Source organism: Arsenophonus endosymbiont of Aleurodicus floccissimus, from assembly GCF_900343025.1.
GTDB lineage: Bacteria > Pseudomonadota > Gammaproteobacteria > Enterobacterales > Enterobacteriaceae > Arsenophonus.
Genome location: NZ_OUND01000002.1, coordinates 305,307 through 325,804 on the forward strand (window position 1 = coordinate 305,307; position 20,498 = coordinate 325,804).

Genomic DNA, 20,498 nt, shown 5'->3' on the forward strand with positions numbered 1-20,498 from the left:
ATATTGCATAAACAATAAAAGTAATTAGTTTGATAATTGTTATAATTTTGTGATTTTTTATAGCAGCAAATTTTTATTGTCGGGTTAGCGCATTAGCATGCGCTAACCTCACTTATGGTTAATCCGCTTTTTTTATTCCAGTTATTCGGCACCATCCTTCTTTTTCTATTATCGGCTCAATACTAAATTGTGGTTGGTAAGCTGTGATAACTGCTTCAGCCTGACTAGCTAATATTCCAGACAGTCCAAGTAAGCCATTTGGATTGGTTAATCCACTGATTACACCAGCTAATTCGCGTAAGGGGCCAGCTAAGATATTAGCAATAACAATATCCGCTTTTAGATCTTCAGGTTGATCTTTCGCCAAATACAGAACTAATTTATCGGCGACGCTATTTTGTTCGGTGTTGTTATGGCTAGCTTGGATAGCTTGAGGATCGATATCAATATCAATCGCTTTTTTGGCGCCTAGTTTAAGCACGGCAATGGCCAGTATGCCTGAGCCACAACCAAAATCGATAACTGTTTTATCTTTCAAATTTAAGCTATCTAACCACTCTAAACAGAGTGAAGTAGTAGGATAGGTGCCGTTACCAAACTCTAAACCAGGATCCAAAATGACATTAACCGCATTGGGATCAGGCGTATCACGCCAACTGGGGAAAATCGATAGTTTATGCCCAAAACGCATAGGATGGAAATTATCCATCAATTCACGTTCCCAATTTTCGTCTTCTATTTGTTGAATTTTATGAATAAAATTTTTCCCAATAAGGAGTAATTTTTAAGTTGGCTAATAACCTGCTCCATATCGCTTTCAGCATCAAATAGACCAATAACATCTGTATCTCCCCAAAGGCGGGTTTCACCCGGTAAGGGTTCAAAAACAGGGTTGTCGTAGCTATCCCGAAAGGTGACAGAGAAACCGCTCCGGTTTTCGTTAATATATCACTTAAGGCTTCTGCCTGCTCGGCTGTCGAATTCAGACGTATTTGTATCCAGGGCATAAATATTCTCTTGAGATCGTAGGTCATTAGCTCATTTTTATCGATGTAGATAATGATTTTTTCTCGCCAACAACATTACCGATTAAAAAAGCAATCAAACTCAATAATAGAGCGGGCACGATGGGGTGAAAATTTAACATCAAAGGCGGTCAATAATGTATAAGAAAGGGCACCGAGGATCATTGAACTTAATGCACTAAAACGGTTTGCTCTTTGCCAATATAGTCCGAGTATTAATGTCCAAAGAAAAACCGCTTGTAATCCACCAAAAGCTAGTAAATTTAACCAAATAATCATTTGTGGTGGATGCCAGGCGGCTAATAGTAATAAAGCACCCAGAATAAGGGTAGAAGCATTTGAGATCTAGGTTAATTTTTTCTCTTTTTTTATCTCCTCTGGTGCAATATTTAAATGTAGATCTTTTATAATAGTTGCTGAAGATTGGAGCAATTGTGAATTAATTGTTGACATAATGGCAGCCATTGAGGAGGCTAATAAAATTCCTGCGGCGAACGGAAGTAAAACCGTGATCATCAATGTTGAGATGACCTGATCTGGAATCGTTAAATCCGGTAAAATAGCTCGGCCTAATGCACCTGCTAAATGCATTGCCAACATTAAAATAACCATCACAATGGTACCGATAATGATCCTTTGGTGCATCGCTTCGCTATTTTTATAAGAAATGTAGCGGACAGCGGTGTGTGGTAGCCAATAATGCCAAAACAAACTAATATCCAGAAGGAAAACATAAATGGCATACTAAAGATGTTATCAGTACCTTGTGGCGTGATTAGTTTTAGATCAATCGTTTTTAGTGTCTCTGTTGCTGCGGCCAGACCGCCTGCCTTATGAATAGTCGCAACCAGCAGAATAATGGTTGCGACTAACATAACAAAACTTTGTAAGGTGTCATTAAGGACACTGGCTCTAAAACCACCAAATGCAGTATAAAGCGCAATAGTGATGCCAAATATTAATAACCCTATTTCATAGGGGATATTTGCCGCAGTTTCTAGTAGACGGGCTCCGCCGATAAATTGAACTGTCATAGCACCAAGGAAATCGATGAGTAAACTAATGCTAGCAATTCATACCAGTAAACGGCTTTGAAAACGAGCATACAGCATGTCATTAAGTGTCACCGCATTATAGCGACGAGCCAAAATGGCAAACTTTTTACCTAGTACACCAAGCGATAGCCAGATAGTCGGAACTTGAATCAAGGGGAGTAGCACCCAGCCAAGGCCATATTTATAGGCTGCTCCAGGACCACTTATGAAAGAGTTAGTACTGATATAGGTAGCAGTGATGGTCATCGCGCCAAAACAACCCCGCCCATAGAGCGATTACCTAGAAAGTATTCATGCAAAAATTCGCCTTTTTGACGTCGATGATAAGCATAAATAGACAGTAAACAAACCAATAATAAATAACCAATAAGTGGTAATAGAATTTCAATTTGCATCTTTATCTTCCAATGACATTTATTTAAAAATAAATTTAACCATTAAGACACAAAGTAAAATAAAAATCAGAGGTAAATATAAACATGAAAGTTCAAACCATAATGGCATCCCTCTTATTCCCATTTCCTCACCGGGGAGGTAGGCAGTCATAATCCAACTACATAAATAAGCAACAGTTAGAAAAACTGACCAACGAGCTTCTTTGTTGGATTGAAGAAAATGTTTGTCCATTGGTTCTCCTGGTAGTAAAAATTTAATCTGAGGGTTTGTATATTAGTTAAAGATTATCTTCAGAAAAAGTATCAAAAATTAGGGTACATTCCGTACCCTATTGTGATGAAAGGTGAATAGAAAAGTTTATTTTTGTGAAGCGAGTTTTTTTTCCAGGTAATGGATATTGGTACCACCTTTGAAAAAATTGCTGTCATCCATAATTTTTTGTTGTAATTCTATGTTAGTTTTAATGCCATCAATAATTAATTCAGATAAGGCATTTTTCATCCGAAGGATAGCAATTTCGCGGGTTTCACCATAAGTGATCAGCTTACCAATCATAGAGTCATAGTAAGGTGGAACGGTGTAACCTGCATAAATGTGTGATTCCCAACGTATACCAAAACCACCAGGAATATGGAGGCGAGTAATTTTACCCGGGCTTGGCAAGAAGGTATTCGCATCTTCTGCATTAATTCGGCACTCTATTGCATGCCCATGAATTTTAACATCTTTTTGTTTAATAGATAGGGACAAGCCAGAAGCGATCCTTAACTGTTCTTTAATCAGATCAACCCTAGTGATCATTTCCGTCACAGGATGCTCAACTTGAATACGCGTATTCATTTCAATAAAGTAGAATTCGCCATTTTCATAAAGGAATTCAAAAGTACCGGCACCACGATAATCGATATCAAGACAAGCTTTTGTGCAGCGCTCGCCAATACTTTTACGCATATCAACTTTTATACTTGGTGCAGGCGCTTCTTCAACCACTTTTTGATGGCGACGTTGCATTGAGCAATCACGTTCAGCTAAATAAATCGCCTTGCTTTGACCGTCAGCAAGTACTTGAATCTCAATATGGCGTGGGTTTTCCAGGAACTTCTCCATATAAACCATACTATTATCAAAGGTAGCTTTGGCTTCGGCGCGAGTTAGGGTAATGGCTTGTTCTAGTTCACTTTCGTTACGAACAACGCGCATACCGCGGCCACCACCACCACCAGATGCTTTAATAATAACTGGGTAGCTAATTCGATTAGCAATCGTTTTATTGGTTTTTATGTCATTTCCTAATGGTCCGTCTGAGCCAGGAACACAAGGAACACCAGCTTTTTTCATCGCCTCAATGGCAGAAACTTTATCACCCATGAGTCGAATAGTTTCTGGTTTAGGGCCAATGAATATAAAACCAGAACGTTCCACTTTTTCGGCAAAGTCGGCATTTTCAGATAGAAAACCATAACCAGGGTGAATGGCTTCTGCAGCAGTAATTTCTGCTGCAGAGATGATTGCTGGAATATTAAGATAACTTTCAGCTGAAGCGGCAGGCCCGATACAGAGAGTTTCATCAGCAAGTAATACATGTTTTAAGTCACGATCGGCGGCAGAATGCACGGCGACGGTTTTTATTTTTAGTTCTTTACAGGCACGTAAAATGCGTAAAGCAATTTCGCCACGGTTGGCGATAACAATTTTTTTAAGCATAGGATGCCTCATTATTCGATGATAACCAATGGCTCGTCAAATTCAACAGCTTCTCCATTTTCCAGCAGAATTGCTTTAACTATACCTGCTTTGTCTGCTTCGATCTGATTCATCATTTTCATAGCTTCGACAATACATATAGGATCTCCTAGCTTAACCGTTTGGCCGACTTCAACAAATGGTATTGCTTCTGGACTTGGCGCTCGGTAGAAGGTACCTACCATTGGCGAGCGAACAGTATAACCACTGATCTCTGCTTTTTTCTCATTTGTTGTTTCAGGTAAAATTTGAGAAGATGCAATGGCGTTTGCTAAAGCCGGTTGATGCGTGGTTGGCGCTGCCATATACTGTTGTAAATTTGGTAAATTCTGCACGATTGTACGGCTAATACGCACTGATTCTTCACCTTCCGAAATTTCTAGTTCATAAATGCCAGATTCTTCCACAAGCTCAATCAATTTTTTAATTTTACGAATATCCATAAGTTAATTCCGTATTTTTATTCTTTACATTTATTAGGTTGGGGATTCATCAATGGTTGCTAATTCTTCAATCTTAAATAAGAATTTAACCGCAGCTTCTAATGCAAAAATATAACCATCAGCACGGAAACCACAGATGACGCCGTTTGCAATATCGGAGAGATAGGAGTGATGCCTGAATGGCTCACGTGCATAAATATTAGTAAGGTGGATCTCATAAAAAGGAATGGCAATGCTTAATATTGCATCTCGTAATGCCACGCTAGTATGCGTTAATGCTGCTGGATTAATTAATATAAAGTCGATTTTTCCTTGAGCTTGATGGATTTCATTAATAAGCTCATGTTCCGCATTAGATTGAAAATGACTTAATTTAACTCCTAATTGTTTTGCTTTTTGGCTCGTTTGGTTAACAATATCCTGCAGCGTAAGACCATCATAGAATAGTGGTTCTCTCGTCCCCAGCATATTTAAATTTGGACCATTTAGCAGCAAAATATGGAAATCTTTTGCCATTTTGCGGGTATCTCCGACTGATAATGGATAATTAGACAACATAACTTGATGCTAATAGTTTGTCATCTTTTTCTCATAATGAAAACGTTTATTTTGACGACAAAGAGCGATATTATGAACATTTCATAGCAATTAGCAGCAAAATTTTAGTCTAATCAGCAAGGTTGGCTCGAAAAATTTAACGTATTTTTACCAGTGTCCGGCCAGTGATTTGGTTATTAATTAATTTATTTGCATAATCAATCACTTTTTCTAACGGGATCTCTGTGGTTATTAATTGATAAAAACTATCGGGTAATAAATTGGCTAACCGTTACCATATCTGTGGATGTTTGATCGTTGGTACCATCACAGAGTCTATCCCTTGTAGTCGTACATTACGCAGAATAAAAGGCATCACTGTTGTCGATAACATAATATCAGCGGCCAGACTACAGGCTGCTATTGCACCTGAATAGCACATTTGTGAAATAACGGTTGCTAATATATTGCCGCCAACGGTATCAATAGCTCCTGCCCAACGTTGCTTTTCTAAAGGGTGAGGTATGGTAGTAAATTCTTTACGTAGCAGCACTTGTTTAGCGCGCCAAGTGCTTTTAAGTAATCGAGATTACTCTCCCGACCAGTTACTGTTGTGACGGAATAACCAAGTTTATCCAGCAGTTGAATTGGAGTATTACCTACACCACCACTGGCTCCTGTCACAATAATGTTGCCTTTATCAATGGTTACACCGTTTTCTTCCAAAGCCATTATATAGAGCATAGCGGTAAAACCAGCGGTGCCGATTATCATTGCTTACCGCATCGTCATTTTTTCAGGAATAGCTGTTAACCATTTGGCTGGCACTCGCGCTTGTTCTGCTAATCCCCCCCACCAATGGTTTTCCCCAACACCGCAGCCGCGCAGTAAAACCTGTTGGCCGACTTGAAATTTTTCATCTGTTGAAGACCTAACGATAACAGCAAAATCGATGCCTGGTAACATCGGGAATTGGCGGATAATTTTTCCTTTACCGGTAATAGCTAAAGCATCTTTGTAGTTTAGTGTAGAGCAATAAATATCTACGGTAACGTCATCATAGGGTAAAAGTGTATCATCGATCGATTTTATACTGGTTTTTAATACTTGATTTTCTTGTTCTAATAGCAAGGCTTTCATAATTTGTGGCCTTTAAGTTTGTATAAGGATGCTGCAGTATAAAGTTATTTTCGTTATTTCGGCGGGCATAAAGTCTCAATAATAAATAAATTGTAAATATGGTTTTTTTACTAGCGTCAATAGGGCGTTATCAGGCAGAATACTAGTTTATTTTAGTAGTAAAAAAATTTTTTCTTCTATAAATAATAACGTGCAGAATTAATACTTAGATTTAAATTATTTTTTGTTGCTACTTTAATAACGGATTAACATGGCAGGCTTTTATACTTTAATATAATATTAAAAAGCGAATTGATCTTGCTTTTAAGCATATGTCAACTAATAATTATGTAGCGTCATATAAACTTAATACAGTGGCATATTTTAATCTAAAATAATTAATTTTCTTATTATAAATTTTTATATTAAATGAATTAAGTGATTTTTATGAGGGTATTGTTTACTTTATAATGTAATTGATTATAGAGAATAACTAGTAGTGGTTTTTTGTGTTGTAAAAAATTAGCCACTTTTTATTGAAGCGATTTAATTAACTCCTTGTCGTCGCTTCATGTGGTTGGTAAAGTAGACGGATTTTCATTCGTTTCCAGCTTGCAGGATTATCCTTTCGTTATGTTTAAAAGAATTCGTGGCATGTTTTCCAGCGACTTGTCTATTGATTTGGGTACCGCCAATACTCTCATCTATGTCAAAGGACAAGGTATTGTGTTAGACGAACCGTCAGTTGTCGCTATTCGTCAAGATCGCGCAGGCTCACCTAAGAGCGTTGCTGCTGTAGGTCATGAAGCAAAACAGATGCTAGGCCGGACGCCAGGTAATATCGCGGCTATTCGTCCAATGAAAGATGGCGTGATTGCTGATTTTTATGTTACTGAAAAAATGTTACAGTATTTTATCAAACAAGTTCATAGCAATAGCTTTATGCGTCCAAGTCCACGCGTCTTAGTTTGTGTGCCTGTTGGTGCGACCCAGGTAGAACGTCGTGCAATCCGAGAGTCGGCGCTTAGTGCTGGCGCTCGTGAGGTTTTCTTAATTGAAGAACCCATGTCGGCTGCAATTGGGGCTGGTTTGCCTGTTTCCGAAGCAACAGGTTCAATGGTGGTTGATATTGGTGGTGGAACGACAGAAGTTGCTGTTATTTCATTAAATGGTGTTGTTTATTCGTCATCGGTACGTATCGGTGGTGACCGGTTTGATGAAGCGATCATTAATTATGTTCGTCGCAATTATGGTTCATTAATCGGTGAAGCTACTGCTGAGCGGATTAAACATGAAATCGGTTCGGCCTATCCTACAGATCAAGTTTACGAAATTGAAGTGCGCGGCCGTAATTTGGCTGAAGGCGTACCACGTGGTTTTAGACTTAATTCTAATGAGATACTTGAGGCATTACAGGAACCTTTAACCGGTATTGTTAGTGCCGTTATGTTGGCCTTGGAACAATGTCCACCAGAATTAGCTTCTGATATCTCTGAACGAGGTATGGTGTTAACTGGTGGTGGCGCGTTGTTGCGTAATTTGGATCGTCTATTAATGGAAGAAACAGGCATTCCCGTTATTGTTGCTGAAGATCCGCTAACTTGTGTTGCACGTGGTGGTGGCAAGGCATTGGAAATGATCGACATGCATGGTGGTGATCTGTTTAGTGATGACTAGACGTTAACTAATAGAAGGAGGAACTTAAGGATGCCGCTCCTCCTTACTTTATGTATAGCGATGTTAATGTTTAATGTTTATTTATTTTTTATCAAAATAACTCATGAAGCCGATCTTTAGTCAAGGGCCATCCCTACAATTACGTATTATTATTGCGATCGTTGTTGCAATCGCGTTGGTTGCTTTTGATCGTCAATTTGATACTTTTAATAAAATACGTAGTTATTTAGATACGGCTGTTAGTCCTTTTTATTTTTTGGCAAATAGTCCGCGAGAACTGCTTGATAATATTTCAGATGGATTGGCGAGAAGAGATCAACTTCTGATTGAAAATAAAGCATTGAAGAAAGAGGTTTTACTAAAAAAAGCAGATAATTTATTACTTGGACAACTTAAACAGGAAAACGCTAGATTACGTGAGCTATTGGGTTCACCTCTACGTCAGGATGAACACATGATGGTTACTCAAGTGCTTTCAGGTGCGAATACACCTTATCGAGATCAAATTGTGATTGATAAAGGTTTACATGATGGTGTTTATGAAGGCCAGCCTGTTATTAGTGATAAAGGTGTTGTTGGACAGGTTATCGCAGTGAGCCAGTTTAATAGCCGTGTTTTACTGATTTGTGACACAACGCATGCATTACCTATACAAGTATTACGTAATGATATTCGGGTTATTGCAGTGGGTACAGGATGTAGTGATGATCTTCAACTTGAACCTTTACCAGATAATATTGATATACGTATTGGTGATGTAATAGTTACTTCTGGTTTAGGTGGGCGTTTTCCTGAAGGTTACCCAGTTGCGACTGCTTTTTCCGTAAGGCATGATACACAGCGCGCTTATACAATTATACATGCACGGCCTACCGCAGATTTACAAAGACTACGCTATCTTTTATTGCTATGGGGAAACTCTAGCGATCCTTCTCATCCTTTACCTCCATCAGAAGTATATCGTGCAGCAAATGAACGTTTAATGAAGATTATGCCCCAGGTGTTTCCTGGCCCAAACGAGCTTCAAGGGCCACAGCTACCGTCAATAGAAATGAAAAAAAATGTCGAGCAACCTCATTTGGTGGCTCAGTAGGAATTGCTACAGTGAAATCAAGGCAACTAAAGGAAACATAAAATGGATCAATACCGTGGAAATGGGCGGTGGATCATTTGGCTGTCCTTTTTAATTGCAATAATTCTAGAGCAATTGCCCTGGCCTGAGCAGTTTATTTATTATCGCCCCACATGGTTAGCATTAATTTTAATTTATTGGGTTATGGCTTTACCGCATCGAGTTAGTGTAGGCACAGGATTTTTTTTGGGGATCTTTATGGATCTTATCCAAGGTTCAGCTCTTGGTGTACATGCATTAGCTTATAGTATGATTTGTTATTTGGTATCGTATAAATATAAGCTTCTTCGTAATATGGCACTGTGGCAACAATCCCTTGTTATTGCTGGATTATCAGTGGTTATGAATTTTATGATCTTCTGGGCGGAGTTTCTTTCCTCTCTAGTATTATTTCATCCCGAAGTATTCTGGAATTGTTTGATTAATGCCATCTTGTGGCCTTGGATGTTTTTATTATTGCGCAAAGTTCGACGCCAGTTTTTAGTTCGTTAAAAATGGGCAGTCAATTGTCTATTTTTTCTGAGGGTTTTTTCTATGGTAAATAGGATTTATTTGGCGTCAGCTTCGCCAAGAAGGCGTAAGTTAATTGAGCAGTTAGGATGGTTATTTGACATTATTCTCCCTGATATATTTGAATTATTATACGAAGGAGAGACACCCAGTGAGAAGGCAGGATATTATGCTATCCAGGGTAAAGGTGGCTGTTTTGTTAAGCGGATTGTTGGAAGTTATCACGCTGTAGTAGGGGTTACCGTTAGTTGAAACAGATGAGTTATTGACCAAGTTTCTGGCGTTAAATAAGCGTTAAATAATAGGAATGAAGAGCTATGGTAGCTGAACTATTAGTCAATGTAACCCCTTCTGAAACACGGGTGGCTTATATTGATGGTGGCGTGTTACAAGAAATTCATATTGAGCGTGAAGCTAAAAGAGGCATTGTAGGTAATATTTACAAAGGTCGTGTGAGTCGAGTCTTGCCCGGTATGCAGGCGGCCTTTGTTGATATTGGCTTGGAAAAATCCGCTTTTCTTCATGCCTCAGATATTATGCCTCACACCGAATGCATTGCCGGTGACGAACAAAAAAACTTTCATGTACGTGATATCGGCGAATTGGTTCGGCAAGGGCAAGATATTATGGTACAGGTGGTTAAAGATCCGCTAGGAACAAAAGGTGCTCGTTTAACAACGGATATCACATTACCATCCCGTTATCTGGTTTTTATGCCGGGCGCATCTCATGTCGGCGTTTCCCAACGCATTGAAGGTGAAGAAGAAAGAGAGCGTTTGAAAAATATTGTTGAGCTATTTTGTGATGAAAATGCTGGTTTTATTATTCGTACTGCTGCAGAAGGGATCGGTGATGATGAACTGGCTCAAGATGCCGCTTTCTTGAAGCGTTTATGGGCTAAAATTGTTGAACACAAAAAACGTCATAAGTCCCGCATGCAGATTTATGGTGAACTGGCTTTGGCACATCGTATCATTCGTGATTTTGCCGGTGCTTCATTAGACCGGATCCGTGTTGATTCAAACCTGACTTTTATTTCATTAAAAGATTTTATTGATGAATATGTGCCTGAAATGACAGTAAAACTTGAACTGTATCAAGGACCATTACCAATATTAGATCTGTATGATGTTGAGAAAGAGATACAACGTGCTTTAGAACGTAAAGTTGAATTAAAATCAGGTGGTTACCTCATTATTGATCAAACTGAAGCAATGACCACTATTGATATTAATACTGGTGCTTTTGTTGGTCACCGTAACCTGGAAGAGACCATTTTTAATACCAATATTGAAGCGTCACAAGCTATAGCGAGACAGTTAAGGTTACGCAACTTGGGCGGCATTATTATTATCGATTTTATTGATATGCTTTATCTTGAGCATCGTTGTCGTGTTTTGGCATCGTTGGAACAATCATTATTAAAAGATCGGGTTAAAACCACCATTAATGGTTTTTCTCAACTAGGATTGGTCGAGATGACACGCAAAAGAACACGTGAGAGTCTTGAACATGTTCTATGTGATGAATGCCCGACTTGCCAGGGCAGAGGAACAGTAAAATCGGTAGAAACAATCTGTTATGAAATTTTACGGGAGATTGTTCGTATAAATCGTACTATCGATGCCAATTGTTTCTTAGTCTATGCTTCAGCGGTGGTTGTAGAAGCATTCAATGATGATGAATCTCATATATTGGCTGAAGTAGAAATTTTTGTTGGCAAATCTGTGAAAGTCCAAATTCAGTCACTGTATAGTCAGGAACAGTTTGATGTCGTTATGATGTAGTTATGATAGTGGTTAGATTACCATTGTAGTAACTTCTTTTGTAAGGAGAGATGGGTGAAACGACTACCTAAGGTATTGGTAGCCATAAGCGCAATAATAGTACTTATTATGGCATTGGCCATTATTGGACTATGTCTTTTTCTTCCACAAATTAATGAATATCGCAATCAACTTGAAGGACAGCTGCAATCATTAACAGGAATACCGTTTAAAATTGGTCATATTGAAGGTGAATGGGTCTCTTTTGGACCAGTATTAAAGTTTTCTAATGTCAGTGTCAGCACGAAAAAAGTGAATATTCAGGTAAAGAAAATAAAATTTTCACTTGATATATGGCGTTCACTCTTTTCTTTACATCTCCCTTTTCGGGATATTATTTTCTATCAATTAAATGCAGATTATTATAAACCACTTGAATTTGTCAGTGAAGGTGATTTTAGTCATTTTGATTTAGATGCTTTAGATGAATTGTTTTTACACCAATTTGATTATTTTATATTAAAAGAAAGCCGTATCATTTTTCTGACGCCGTCGGCAGAAAAAAAGACCTTAAAGATCCCTGAACTGACCTGGTTAAATCAAAATGAATATCATCGAGCACAAGGATTTATCAGTCTTGATAATTTTGAACAGCAGCAAGATCAGGATGCCATTCAAATTAAACTCAATCTTCGTAATAAAAATGGCGTGATTAATAGCGGTACGGTTTACTTACAGGCAGATAATGTAAATTTGCGCCCTTGGTTACGTGATAGTACTGGATTACAGAATGCAGTATTTAGTCTTTCTAGCTGGATTACTATCAAAGATAGCCGTATCGAAGGTGGGCAATTACAGTTGCATCAAGGACAGGCAAATTGGCAGGTTGATGGACAAGAGCATCAGCTGGCTGTTGATGATTTATTGCTGACCTTGCATCGTCAAGAGAATGGTTGGTTATTTAATATTCCACAGCTACAACATTTAAAAACTGATCAACAACAATGGCTTGAAGGTCAAATTTCTCTACTCTATTTACCACAATCAAAAGTAGATGAAAACCATTAGCGTATACGGATTAATAATATTCAATTAGAGCGATTAAGAACTATTATCCCTATTTTCTTTTTTTTTACGCCTGAATTTATTAGTGATTCGCAAAAACGTCAGCCAAAAGGTCAACTCGCTGCACTGGCATTGGATATTACGCCTGGCAAGCCAGAGAAGGCTCTAATTGATGCCACCTGGCAAGATATTAGCTGGATACGCTGGAAAAATATACTTTTAGTTAGCCATTTTTAATAGTTCATTGCGAGGTATTCAGCAAAGTGGAAGATTTTTATTTAACTTAAATAATAGTTTTATTGAATATGCGCCAATGTTTAAAAAGCGCCATTGAAAATTTCTGCAGGACAGGGAATGATTTTTTGGTCGCAAGAAAGCCAATCACGCCAGATTTGGAGTGAGAATCTGATGCTGCAAGCAAAATCGCTATCGACAACCGGCGATTTTCGTTATCAGGCAGCAAAAAATCAGCCACCTATATTAAGTATTTTGGCTGGCGCAAAATTGACCGATGCGGGTGATGCATGGCGTTATTTTCCCACCACGTTAATGGGAAAAGATTTATCTGATTATCTGACAAAAGTAATTATTAGCGGTCATGTTGATACCGCCACGATGGTTTTTCACGGTGATCCGGCTAATTTTCCTTTTAAAAAGAATAATGGACAATTACAAGTTTTTGTACCGCTACGAGACGCAACTTTTAAGTATCAACCTGATTGGCCGACAATTTTTGATTTAGATATCGATCTTAACTTTAAACGTAATGGACTTTGGATGTCGGCGCCTAGTGTAAAATTAGGTGATGCTAAAAGGGTAGATCTTAGCGCAGATATTTCCAATTATAGTCAATCTAAATTATTAATAAAATCTAATATTACCGGTAATGGAAAAGCGATCTGTAATTATTTTATCCATAGCCCGATGGAAGGTGCGATTGGCAAGGCATTAGATCCAGTGAAAATAGGCGGTAATGTTAGCGGCAAATTGATGCTTGATATTCCGTTAGAGAGAAATATTGGTAGTGTGATTGCTAGTGGTCAAGTTAATCTTAAGAATAATGATGTCGATATCACAGCTATTGATAGTCAGCTGGAACAGCTAACAGGACGTTTTTATTTTCGTAACGGTGACTTGAAAAGTGAAAAGTTACAAGCTGAATGGTTTGGTCAACCAATAAACTTAACATTTAATACCACTAATGAACGACAGAATTACCAGGTCAATGTAAATGTTGGAGGTAATTGGCAAGCTAAAAAAATCACCATTTTGCCTAAATCGATTACACGTCAATTGGCAGGTAGCACAGCCTGGCAAGGACAGGTTAATATTCAATTACCCAATCAACTAAAGCAAAATCCAACCTTATCGATTGCTCTGAATAACAAATTAGATAAGCTTACTAGCTAATTTCCTGCTTTGGATAGCGAGCAAGTAAGGCAATTAGATGATATACAAATTCGTGCTAGTGGTGATACCCTGCAATTACAAATTTATGGTGATATTGGTAAGCAAGTTAGGTTTAATAGCCAATCGCAATTTACTGACAAGCCAGTTCGTTTGCTAAAAGTAGCCATTCAGCCTTATACAGCTAAAGGTGTTATTCTGCCCGACAGTCCATTAGTTATGATCAACTTACCTGAAATCAATGATCCGAAATGGCTTTCATTGTTGACTTCATTTTCTTCATTAAATATAGCACCGCAAAGTTATGGTAAATCATTTGTAATACCCGATATAGCTATTTGTTAACTTGCCAAAGATCACTTTTACTAAACAGCAATGGAATAATATGGCATTTACCATTAATAAAACAGCTGAATTAATGATAATTGTTGTAGATAGCGATAATTTGAAGGGCAGTTTAAGTATTCCTAAGCAGGGTGATTGGCAAGCTAAGATTAACTATCTTTATTTTAATCCAGAAACTTCACTCCAACAGCAGAATTATGTGGCAATAAATAATGTTGCGCAAAGATATGATATTTCAGCTTGGCCAAATATGAATATTTATTGCTCAGAATGTTGGCTTGCAGGCTATAAACTTGGCGAGCTAAAAGCATAGGTCATACGCAATAGACAAACGCTCATTTTAAAAGAAGGATCGTTAATAAATAGCTTCACTGATTTGAAAATCTCTAGTATGTGGCATGCAGATCAGCAAAACAGTACAACGATAAAAGGGATATTAAAAGGTAATCGATTTGATGATTTGGGTGCTTATTACGGCATACTAGTGCCGATTAAACAGGCACCTTTTAAAATTGATTTTGATTTAAATTCGGCCGCAGTACTACCATGGCAGCCTGATGTTGCTAGTTTGAACGGTAATCTGAGTTTTAAATTAGCTAAGGGAGTAATTGCTCAGATGGGTGGTGGTGGAGCCGGTCAATTGTTGCGTTTTATCAGTTTTGACGCATTATTACGTAAATTGCAATTGGATTTTAGTGATACTTTTAGTGATGACTTTGCGTTTGATGCAATGCGGGATAACGCCAATATAAAAAATGGCATCTTGAATACTGATAATTTTTATATTGATGGGTTTAATGGCTGATATTACAATACATGGAAAAATTAATTTAGTTCGTCGTGATATGAATTTAGAAACTATTATTACCCCTGAAATTTCAATCACGGTAAGTGTTGCAACAGCATTTGCCGTTAATCCACTTGCGGGTGCGGCAGTGTTTGCCGCAACTAGAGTATTGGGCCCATTATGGAGTAAAATATCGATTATTCATTATTAAATTACCGGTAATCTGGAACAACCAAAAATTGATGAAACTTTACGTCAATTGAAGGAGAATCAACGGGATGACAAGCGACAATATTGCACTATTACAATTGTGTAGTGGTAAAAATACTAAAAATAACCTTGCTCAGATAGAGCAGCAGATTAAACAATTGCCACATAGTGTGAAATTGGTTTTAACACCGGAAAATGCACTGTTGTTTAGTGATAATATCAGTTACCGTAATTTAGCTGAATCACAGGGAGAAGGTCCTTTACAAGGTGCAATTACTGAAATGGCTCGCCATTATCAAGTATGGATATTGGTGGGCTCTATGCCATTAATCAGTCGCAAAGATCCTGAGCTTATCACGAGTAGTAGTCTGTTATTTGATGATAGCGGTGCAATTCGTGCTCGCTATGACAAAATTCACATGTTTGATGTGAATATAATTGAAGATGAACAAGGTATTTATAACGAATCTTCAATTTATCAACGTGGCGAACATATTACAGTAGTTGATACGCCAGTTGGCCGTTTAGGAATGACGATTTGTTATGATTTACGTTTTCCCTGCCTGTTTCAGGTATTAAGAAAGCAAGGGGCGGATCGCATTGCTGTGCCGGCCGCTTTTACACGTTTAACTGGTGAAGCTCACTGTGGGGGCCACTGTTAAAAGCCCGAGCGATTGAAAATCAATGTATTATTTTGGCGCCGGCACAAATAGGCGTGCATGGTCAACGTCGTACTTGGGGTCACTCAATGGTGATTGATAGCTGGGGCAATATTTTGCAAGAAAATGCATATGCAGTCAGTGCATTAACGCTTAATATTGATAAAGCTAAAGAAAGCCTGATTGGTATTCGTGAACAGATGAAAGTCGTAAAGCATAATCGCTTCCGTACTAGTTTGATGCCATTAATTGAACATAAAACGAAATAGAAAGAGTAAATAAATATGAGTTTAACCTCTGTTAGTGAATATTTGCTGACATCAAACGATCTTAATCATCAACATCTGCAAGATGTTTTACAATCACTTGCCGAGCGACATTTAGATTATGCCGATCTCTATTTTCAATCGAGTTGTCATGAAACATGGGGATTGGAAGCCGGAATTATTAAAAGAGGATCCTACAATATTGATCAAGGTGTAGGTATTCGCGCTATTCGTGATGATAAAACTGGATTTGCTTATGCCGATCAGATAACTTTACAGGCACTACAGCAAAGTGCCAATGCGGCTCGAAGCATTGTAAATCAGGCTGGAAAGGGCAAAGCATGTCTAATTAGTCAGGTTAATTTTAAACATTTATATTCTGCGATTGATCCGATACAAACAATGAGCCCGGAAGAGAAAATCGCATTATTGCAGCGTGTTGATCAAGTTGCCCGAACCGAAGATCCTCGTGTGCAAGAGGTCGATGTAACGTTATCTGGTGTTTATGAACATGTTCTGGTCGTAGCAACAGATGGCACGTTAGCGGCTGATATTCGTCCATTAGTACGCTTATCTGTCAGTGTGTTAGTGGAACATGACGGCAAGCGTGAGCGTGCTGGTAGTGGTGGTGGTGGGCGCTATGGTTACCAATATTTTCTTGAAACAGAGCAAGGTGAAGTTCGGGCGGAATATTATGCTCGAGAGGCTGTCCGCATAGCATTGGTTAATCTTACCGCAATTGCTGCACCGGCAGGCACAATGCCTGTGGTACTCGGTGCTGGTTGGCCAGGTGTTTTGCTACATGAAGCAGTCGGTCACGGTCTTGAAGGTGATTTTAATCGGCGTGGAACATCTATTTTTAGCGGAAAAGTAGGTCAACAAGTTGCTTCACCACGTTGTACCGTGGTTGATGATGCGACTCTAGTCGGTCGTAGAGGATCTTTAGCCATTGATGATGAAGGTGTACCGGGGCAATATAATGTCTTGATTGAAAATGGTATTTTAAAAGGTTATATGCAAGACAAAATGAACGCTCGTTTGATGGGGATTGTCCCAACCGGCAATGGTCGGCGTGAATCTTACGCGCATTTGCCGATGCCTCGTATGACAAATACTTATATGTTAGCCGGACAATCAACCCCGGCAGAGATAATAGCCAGTGTTGATCGTGGTATTTATGCACCTAATTTTGCTGGTGGACAAGTTGATATTACCTCGGGCAAATTTGTTTTTTCGACTGCGGAAGCCTATTTGATCGAAAAAGGAAAAATCACAAAGCCGATAAAAGGAGCAACATTAATTGGCGCTGGGCGAGAAGCAATGCAGCAGATTTCAATGGTTGGTAATGATCTCAAACTTGATAGTGGGATTGGTGTTTGCGGCAAAGAAGGGCAAAGTGTTCCTGTTGGTGTTGGCCAACCCACATTAAAGCTCGATAGTATGACGGTTGGTGGGACAGCATAATAAATTTTTGGATGATAGGATGAATAAAAAAATTGTTATCTTGCTGATTTAGCCATAATTAATAGGGGCAGGCGTTTACTTTAAATGGAATTAGTGAGCAGTAGGCAGACATAATAGGGCAAACAGTAGCGCCCATGGCTGTCCATAATATTGATAAGTTAACTGCACAGCAAAATGTGGTTAATTATCTACGGCAATATCATCGATTACCCGACTTTTATATTACAAAAAGAAAAGCACGACAAAGTGGTTGGGATCGAAGGCCGGGTAATTTATGTCAAGTTGTGCCGGGTAAAGTGATTGGTAGCGATAGATACAACAACCGAGAAAAATTGCTACCTGCTGCGCCAGATCGCCAATGGTATGAAGCCGATATCAATTATCACTGTGGTCATCGAGTTAGTGATAGATTGCTTTATTCATCAGATGGATTGATTTATGTGACGTTAGATCATTATAAAACTCTTTTCAAGAGTGAATTAAATGATGCATTGTGTTGAGTTTGATTTTCGTGAAATAGACAATCTAAATGACTTTTATCAAAAAGCGATACTGGTTTTTAAATTACCAAAATGGTTTGGCCAAAATTTGGATGCACTTTTGGATATGTTGACTGCTGGAATTGCTTTACCGGTAGAGGTTATTTTTTCTCATATAAATGAATATCAGTTAACAGAATTTGCTTAACTGATAACGGTTTTTAGAGAAGCTGAACAAACATTGGGAGGGCAAATTCATATTTCATTGCCGAGCCTCCCAATCTAATCCGGCTTAGGCACTTTCAGATAGTGTCTTTAGGTATTGAAAGAGTTGGCGATAGGCTTTAGCCGGTTTATTTGCCTCTCTTTCTTTTTTACAGTTACGAATTAATGTCCGTAGCTGTTGAAGATCAGCTAAGGGAAATAAACGTATTACATCTTCAATTGCATTATCGCCATTCTTTAATAATTGATTACGTAAAGCTTCAAGCTTATGTAATATGGCGATTTGTTTATTGTGCCGATTTTTTAGCTTATCTAATGCTTCATAAATAGGTTGATGATCTTGCGCTCTGAGTAATTTACCAATAAATTGTAACTGGCGTCGCCGCCCTTCACGCTTAATTTTTTGTGCTAATTCAACAGCTGCTAGTAGCTCATCATTAAGGGGGATACGTTCTAATTCATGTTTACTAAGTTCAACCAGTTCTGCTCCTAGCTTTTTTAGCGCTTGGGCATCACGCTTAATTTCGCTTTTACTGACCCAGATGATTTCATCCTTATCGGCGTTATCATCGAACCAGTTATCGGGCTGTTTTGCCATCGCGGTTTTTCTCTTAGCAAGACGTCAGATTATTTTATTTCAGAATAATCTGTCGTCTGGTATGTTAACATCTTATCTCTATTGTAACTAGGAAAATAGATTTAATGCTACAGAGGATTTATTTTCTGCTGAAGATAGGTATTGGTTGAGTTGATTTTATTTTCTATTATTGGATGGTATCAATGAGTTTGACGGAACAGGTTTTATTACAACGTAAACAATTAGAAGAAACAGTTGCATATGCATTATCAATCGCCAAAAAGAGTTGTGATGCAGCTGAAGTGACTATTAATAAATCAACAGGTATCAGTGTAAGCACACGTTTTGGTGAAACTGAAAATATTGAATTTAATAGTGATGGTGCCCTTGGCATCACGGTTTATCATAAGCAACGTAAAGGTAGTGCATCGTCCACTAATTTACATCCAGCAGCGATTAAGCGTACGGTGCAAGCCGCTATTGATATTGCACAATATACTTCAGAAGATCCTTTTGCTGGTTTAGCAGACGCTGAACTTTTGGCTTATCAATCACCTGATTTAAAACTCTTTTATCCCTTTGATATTGATGCTGAAAAGGCGATCCAATTGGCAGGTCAAGCGGAGATGTCGGCTTTAAATACGGATAAAAGAATTAAAAATACTGAAGGTGGAAGTTTTAATAGTCATTATGGCATTAGAGTGTTTGGTAACACTCACGGAATGTTACAGAGCTATTGCTCAAGTCGGCACTCAATGTCAAGTTGTGTCATTGCTCAGGAGAATGATGGAATGGAGCGCGATTATGCTTATTCCATTGCCCGTCGATTAGAGGATTTGAAATCACCTCAACGGGTTGGACAGGAGGCAGCTCGCCGAACTGTCGCCAGGCTTTCACCGCGTAAATTATCAACGATGAAGACACCGGTCATTTTTGCTGCTGAGGTTGCAACCGGTTTATTTGGTCACCTGGTTGGTGCGATTAGTGGTACAAGTATTTATCGTAGATCTTCTTTTTTATTAGACAGCCTTGGTAAGCAAATTTTTCCTTCTTGGCTAACCATTCAGGAGAAGCCACATCTGATTAGCGGACTAGCGTCATCTCCCTTTGATAGTGAAGGTGTGAATACTAGTCAACGTAATATTGTTGAGCAAGGGATATTACAAATTTGGTTATTGGCCAGTTATTCAGCACGTAAGCTTGGCTTACAGAGTACTGGTCATGCTGGTGGTATTCATAACTGGCATATTACTGGCCAGGGGTTAGATTTCGCAGCTTTATTGCGAGAAATGGGGACGGGGTTAGTTGTTACTGAATTGATGGGGCAGGGAGTTAGCTCGGTAACGGGGGATTATTCTCGGGGAGCAGCCGGTTTTTGGGTGGAAAACGGTGTAATACAATATCCTGTCAGTGAAATTACTATTGCTGGTAATCTAAAACAGATGTGGGCTAATATCGTAACAATAGGCAACGATATTGAAACTCGCAGTAATATTCAATGTGGTTCGGTGTTATTACCAGAAATGCATGTTGCTGGTCAGTAAATTTTGCTAATAATTGCTGTCGTTGAATGAGAAGATTTGGCCAAATTGAACGTTTAAAATGATAGGC

The 20,498-nt window shown here is 38.6% G+C and carries 17 protein-coding genes and 7 pseudogenes; 15 read left to right on the plus strand and 9 right to left on the minus strand.

Features of this window, described 5'->3' with window-relative positions:
- Window positions 1-118 precede the first annotated feature (118 nt).
- From prmA to ARADI_RS08990, 8 genes and pseudogenes are all read right to left on the minus strand, one after another.
- Window positions 119-1,007: pseudogene (prmA, locus tag ARADI_RS08960) on the minus strand (50S ribosomal protein L11 methyltransferase).
- Between the two features lie 75 nt (window positions 1,008-1,082).
- Window positions 1,083-2,326, minus strand: a pseudogene (gene panF / locus ARADI_RS08965) (sodium/pantothenate symporter).
- Window positions 2,323-2,475, minus strand: a complete 153-nt coding sequence (locus ARADI_RS20975) for a hypothetical protein (protein ID WP_369406992.1) — start codon at window positions 2,473-2,475, stop codon at window positions 2,323-2,325. Before ARADI_RS20975 ends, panF begins: the two are co-directional and overlap by 4 nt.
- A 19-nt stretch (window positions 2,476-2,494) precedes the next feature.
- Window positions 2,495-2,707 (minus strand): YhdT family protein, encoded by a 213-nt coding sequence (locus ARADI_RS08970; RefSeq protein ID WP_119711830.1) that lies wholly within the window; start codon window positions 2,705-2,707, stop codon window positions 2,495-2,497.
- Between the two features lie 126 nt (window positions 2,708-2,833).
- Window positions 2,834-4,180 carry an acetyl-CoA carboxylase biotin carboxylase subunit gene (accC, locus tag ARADI_RS08975; RefSeq protein ID WP_119711831.1) on the minus strand — a complete coding sequence of 449 codons (1,347 nt, stop codon included), beginning with the start codon at window positions 4,178-4,180 and terminating at the stop codon, window positions 2,834-2,836.
- 11 nt (window positions 4,181-4,191) lie between these two features.
- Window positions 4,192-4,662, minus strand: a complete 471-nt coding sequence (gene accB / locus ARADI_RS08980) for an acetyl-CoA carboxylase biotin carboxyl carrier protein (protein ID WP_119711832.1) — start codon at window positions 4,660-4,662, stop codon at window positions 4,192-4,194.
- A gap of 33 nt (window positions 4,663-4,695) precedes the next feature.
- Entirely contained in the window at window positions 4,696-5,178 is a 483-nt protein-coding gene (aroQ, locus tag ARADI_RS08985; protein ID WP_119711960.1) for a type II 3-dehydroquinate dehydratase, read from the minus strand.
- Window positions 5,179-5,356: 178 nt separating this feature from the next.
- Window positions 5,357-6,339 (minus strand): annotated as a pseudogene (locus ARADI_RS08990) (acrylyl-CoA reductase family protein).
- Between the two features lie 612 nt (window positions 6,340-6,951).
- On the opposite strand from ARADI_RS08990, the gene mreB reads away from it, so the two are divergent.
- From mreB to ARADI_RS09065, 14 genes and pseudogenes are all read left to right on the plus strand, one after another.
- On the plus strand, window positions 6,952-7,995 hold the full coding sequence (gene mreB / locus ARADI_RS08995) for a rod shape-determining protein MreB (protein ID WP_119711961.1): 1,044 nt from the start codon (window positions 6,952-6,954) through the stop codon (window positions 7,993-7,995).
- Between the two features lie 103 nt (window positions 7,996-8,098).
- Window positions 8,099-9,088 carry a rod shape-determining protein MreC gene (gene mreC / locus ARADI_RS09000; RefSeq protein ID WP_119711833.1) on the plus strand — a complete coding sequence of 330 codons (990 nt, stop codon included), beginning with the start codon at window positions 8,099-8,101 and terminating at the stop codon, window positions 9,086-9,088.
- Window positions 9,089-9,130: 42 nt separating this feature from the next.
- On the plus strand, window positions 9,131-9,619 hold the full coding sequence (gene mreD / locus ARADI_RS09005; RefSeq protein WP_119711834.1) for a rod shape-determining protein MreD: 489 nt from the start codon (window positions 9,131-9,133) through the stop codon (window positions 9,617-9,619).
- A gap of 165 nt (window positions 9,620-9,784) precedes the next feature.
- Window positions 9,785-9,935, plus strand: a pseudogene (locus ARADI_RS17935) (Maf family protein); the annotation flags it as partial.
- A gap of 19 nt (window positions 9,936-9,954) precedes the next feature.
- Entirely contained in the window at window positions 9,955-11,424 is a 1,470-nt protein-coding gene (gene rng, locus ARADI_RS09015; protein WP_119711835.1) for a ribonuclease G, read from the plus strand.
- A gap of 54 nt (window positions 11,425-11,478) precedes the next feature.
- Entirely contained in the window at window positions 11,479-12,471 is a 993-nt protein-coding gene (locus ARADI_RS09020; protein WP_119711836.1) for a YhdP family protein, read from the plus strand.
- 327 nt (window positions 12,472-12,798) lie between these two features.
- The gene (locus tag ARADI_RS09025) at window positions 12,799-13,878 is read left to right on the plus strand and encodes a YhdP family protein (protein WP_439647095.1); all 1,080 of its coding nucleotides are present in this window, start codon (window positions 12,799-12,801) and stop codon (window positions 13,876-13,878) included.
- Between the two features lie 9 nt (window positions 13,879-13,887).
- Entirely contained in the window at window positions 13,888-14,220 is a 333-nt protein-coding gene (locus ARADI_RS09030; protein WP_119711838.1) for a hypothetical protein, read from the plus strand.
- A 40-nt stretch (window positions 14,221-14,260) separates the two neighbouring features.
- Window positions 14,261-15,025, plus strand: a pseudogene (locus ARADI_RS21675) (YhdP family protein).
- Window positions 15,018-15,218 carry a YhdP family protein gene (locus tag ARADI_RS19745; RefSeq protein ID WP_182853175.1) on the plus strand — a complete coding sequence of 67 codons (201 nt, stop codon included), beginning with the start codon at window positions 15,018-15,020 and terminating at the stop codon, window positions 15,216-15,218. Before ARADI_RS21675 ends, ARADI_RS19745 begins: the two are co-directional and overlap by 8 nt.
- A gap of 67 nt (window positions 15,219-15,285) precedes the next feature.
- Window positions 15,286-16,145 (plus strand): annotated as a pseudogene (locus ARADI_RS09050) (carbon-nitrogen hydrolase family protein).
- A 15-nt stretch (window positions 16,146-16,160) separates the two neighbouring features.
- Entirely contained in the window at window positions 16,161-17,606 is a 1,446-nt protein-coding gene (gene tldD, locus ARADI_RS09055; protein WP_119711842.1) for a metalloprotease TldD, read from the plus strand.
- 149 nt (window positions 17,607-17,755) lie between these two features.
- Window positions 17,756-18,106, plus strand: a pseudogene (locus tag ARADI_RS09060) (ribonuclease domain-containing protein); the annotation flags it as partial.
- Window positions 18,090-18,293 carry a barstar family protein gene (locus ARADI_RS09065; protein ID WP_119711844.1) on the plus strand — a complete coding sequence of 68 codons (204 nt, stop codon included), beginning with the start codon at window positions 18,090-18,092 and terminating at the stop codon, window positions 18,291-18,293. The pseudogene ARADI_RS09060 and the gene ARADI_RS09065, both read left to right, overlap by 17 nt.
- A gap of 84 nt (window positions 18,294-18,377) precedes the next feature.
- Here ARADI_RS09065 and yjgA read toward each other — a convergent pair whose 3' ends face one another.
- Entirely contained in the window at window positions 18,378-18,908 is a 531-nt protein-coding gene (gene yjgA, locus ARADI_RS09070; RefSeq protein WP_119711845.1) for a ribosome biogenesis factor YjgA, read from the minus strand.
- 182 nt (window positions 18,909-19,090) lie between these two features.
- On the opposite strand from yjgA, the gene pmbA reads away from it, so the two are divergent.
- Window positions 19,091-20,431, plus strand: coding sequence for a metalloprotease PmbA (gene pmbA, locus ARADI_RS09075; RefSeq protein WP_119711846.1), 1,341 nt, complete (start codon window positions 19,091-19,093; stop codon window positions 20,429-20,431).
- Window positions 20,432-20,498 lie beyond the last annotated feature (67 nt).

Bases quoted from the DNA above. Each gene is read 5' to 3' on its own strand.
- ARADI_RS20975 (WP_369406992.1), bottom strand. From the start codon at position 2,475: ATGCAAATTGAAATTCTATTACCACTTATTGGTTATTTATTATTGGTT.
- pmbA (WP_119711846.1), top strand. From the start codon at position 19,091: ATGAGTTTGACGGAACAGGTTTTATTACAACGTAAACAATTAGAAGAA.
- accB (WP_119711832.1), bottom strand. From the start codon at position 4,662: ATGGATATTCGTAAAATTAAAAAATTGATTGAGCTTGTGGAAGAATCT.
- ARADI_RS19745 (WP_182853175.1), top strand. From the start codon at position 15,018: ATGGCTGATATTACAATACATGGAAAAATTAATTTAGTTCGTCGTGAT.
- tldD (WP_119711842.1), top strand. From the start codon at position 16,161: ATGAGTTTAACCTCTGTTAGTGAATATTTGCTGACATCAAACGATCTT.
- yjgA (WP_119711845.1), bottom strand. From the start codon at position 18,908: ATGGCAAAACAGCCCGATAACTGGTTCGATGATAACGCCGATAAGGAT.
- ARADI_RS09065 (WP_119711844.1), top strand. From the start codon at position 18,090: ATGATGCATTGTGTTGAGTTTGATTTTCGTGAAATAGACAATCTAAAT.
- rng (WP_119711835.1), top strand. From the start codon at position 9,955: ATGGTAGCTGAACTATTAGTCAATGTAACCCCTTCTGAAACACGGGTG.
- ARADI_RS08970 (WP_119711830.1), bottom strand. From the start codon at position 2,707: ATGGACAAACATTTTCTTCAATCCAACAAAGAAGCTCGTTGGTCAGTT.
- aroQ (WP_119711960.1), bottom strand. From the start codon at position 5,178: ATGGCAAAAGATTTCCATATTTTGCTGCTAAATGGTCCAAATTTAAAT.
- mreC (WP_119711833.1), top strand. From the start codon at position 8,099: ATGAAGCCGATCTTTAGTCAAGGGCCATCCCTACAATTACGTATTATT.
- accC (WP_119711831.1), bottom strand. From the start codon at position 4,180: ATGCTTAAAAAAATTGTTATCGCCAACCGTGGCGAAATTGCTTTACGC.
- mreD (WP_119711834.1), top strand. From the start codon at position 9,131: ATGGATCAATACCGTGGAAATGGGCGGTGGATCATTTGGCTGTCCTTT.
- mreB (WP_119711961.1), top strand. From the start codon at position 6,952: ATGTTTAAAAGAATTCGTGGCATGTTTTCCAGCGACTTGTCTATTGAT.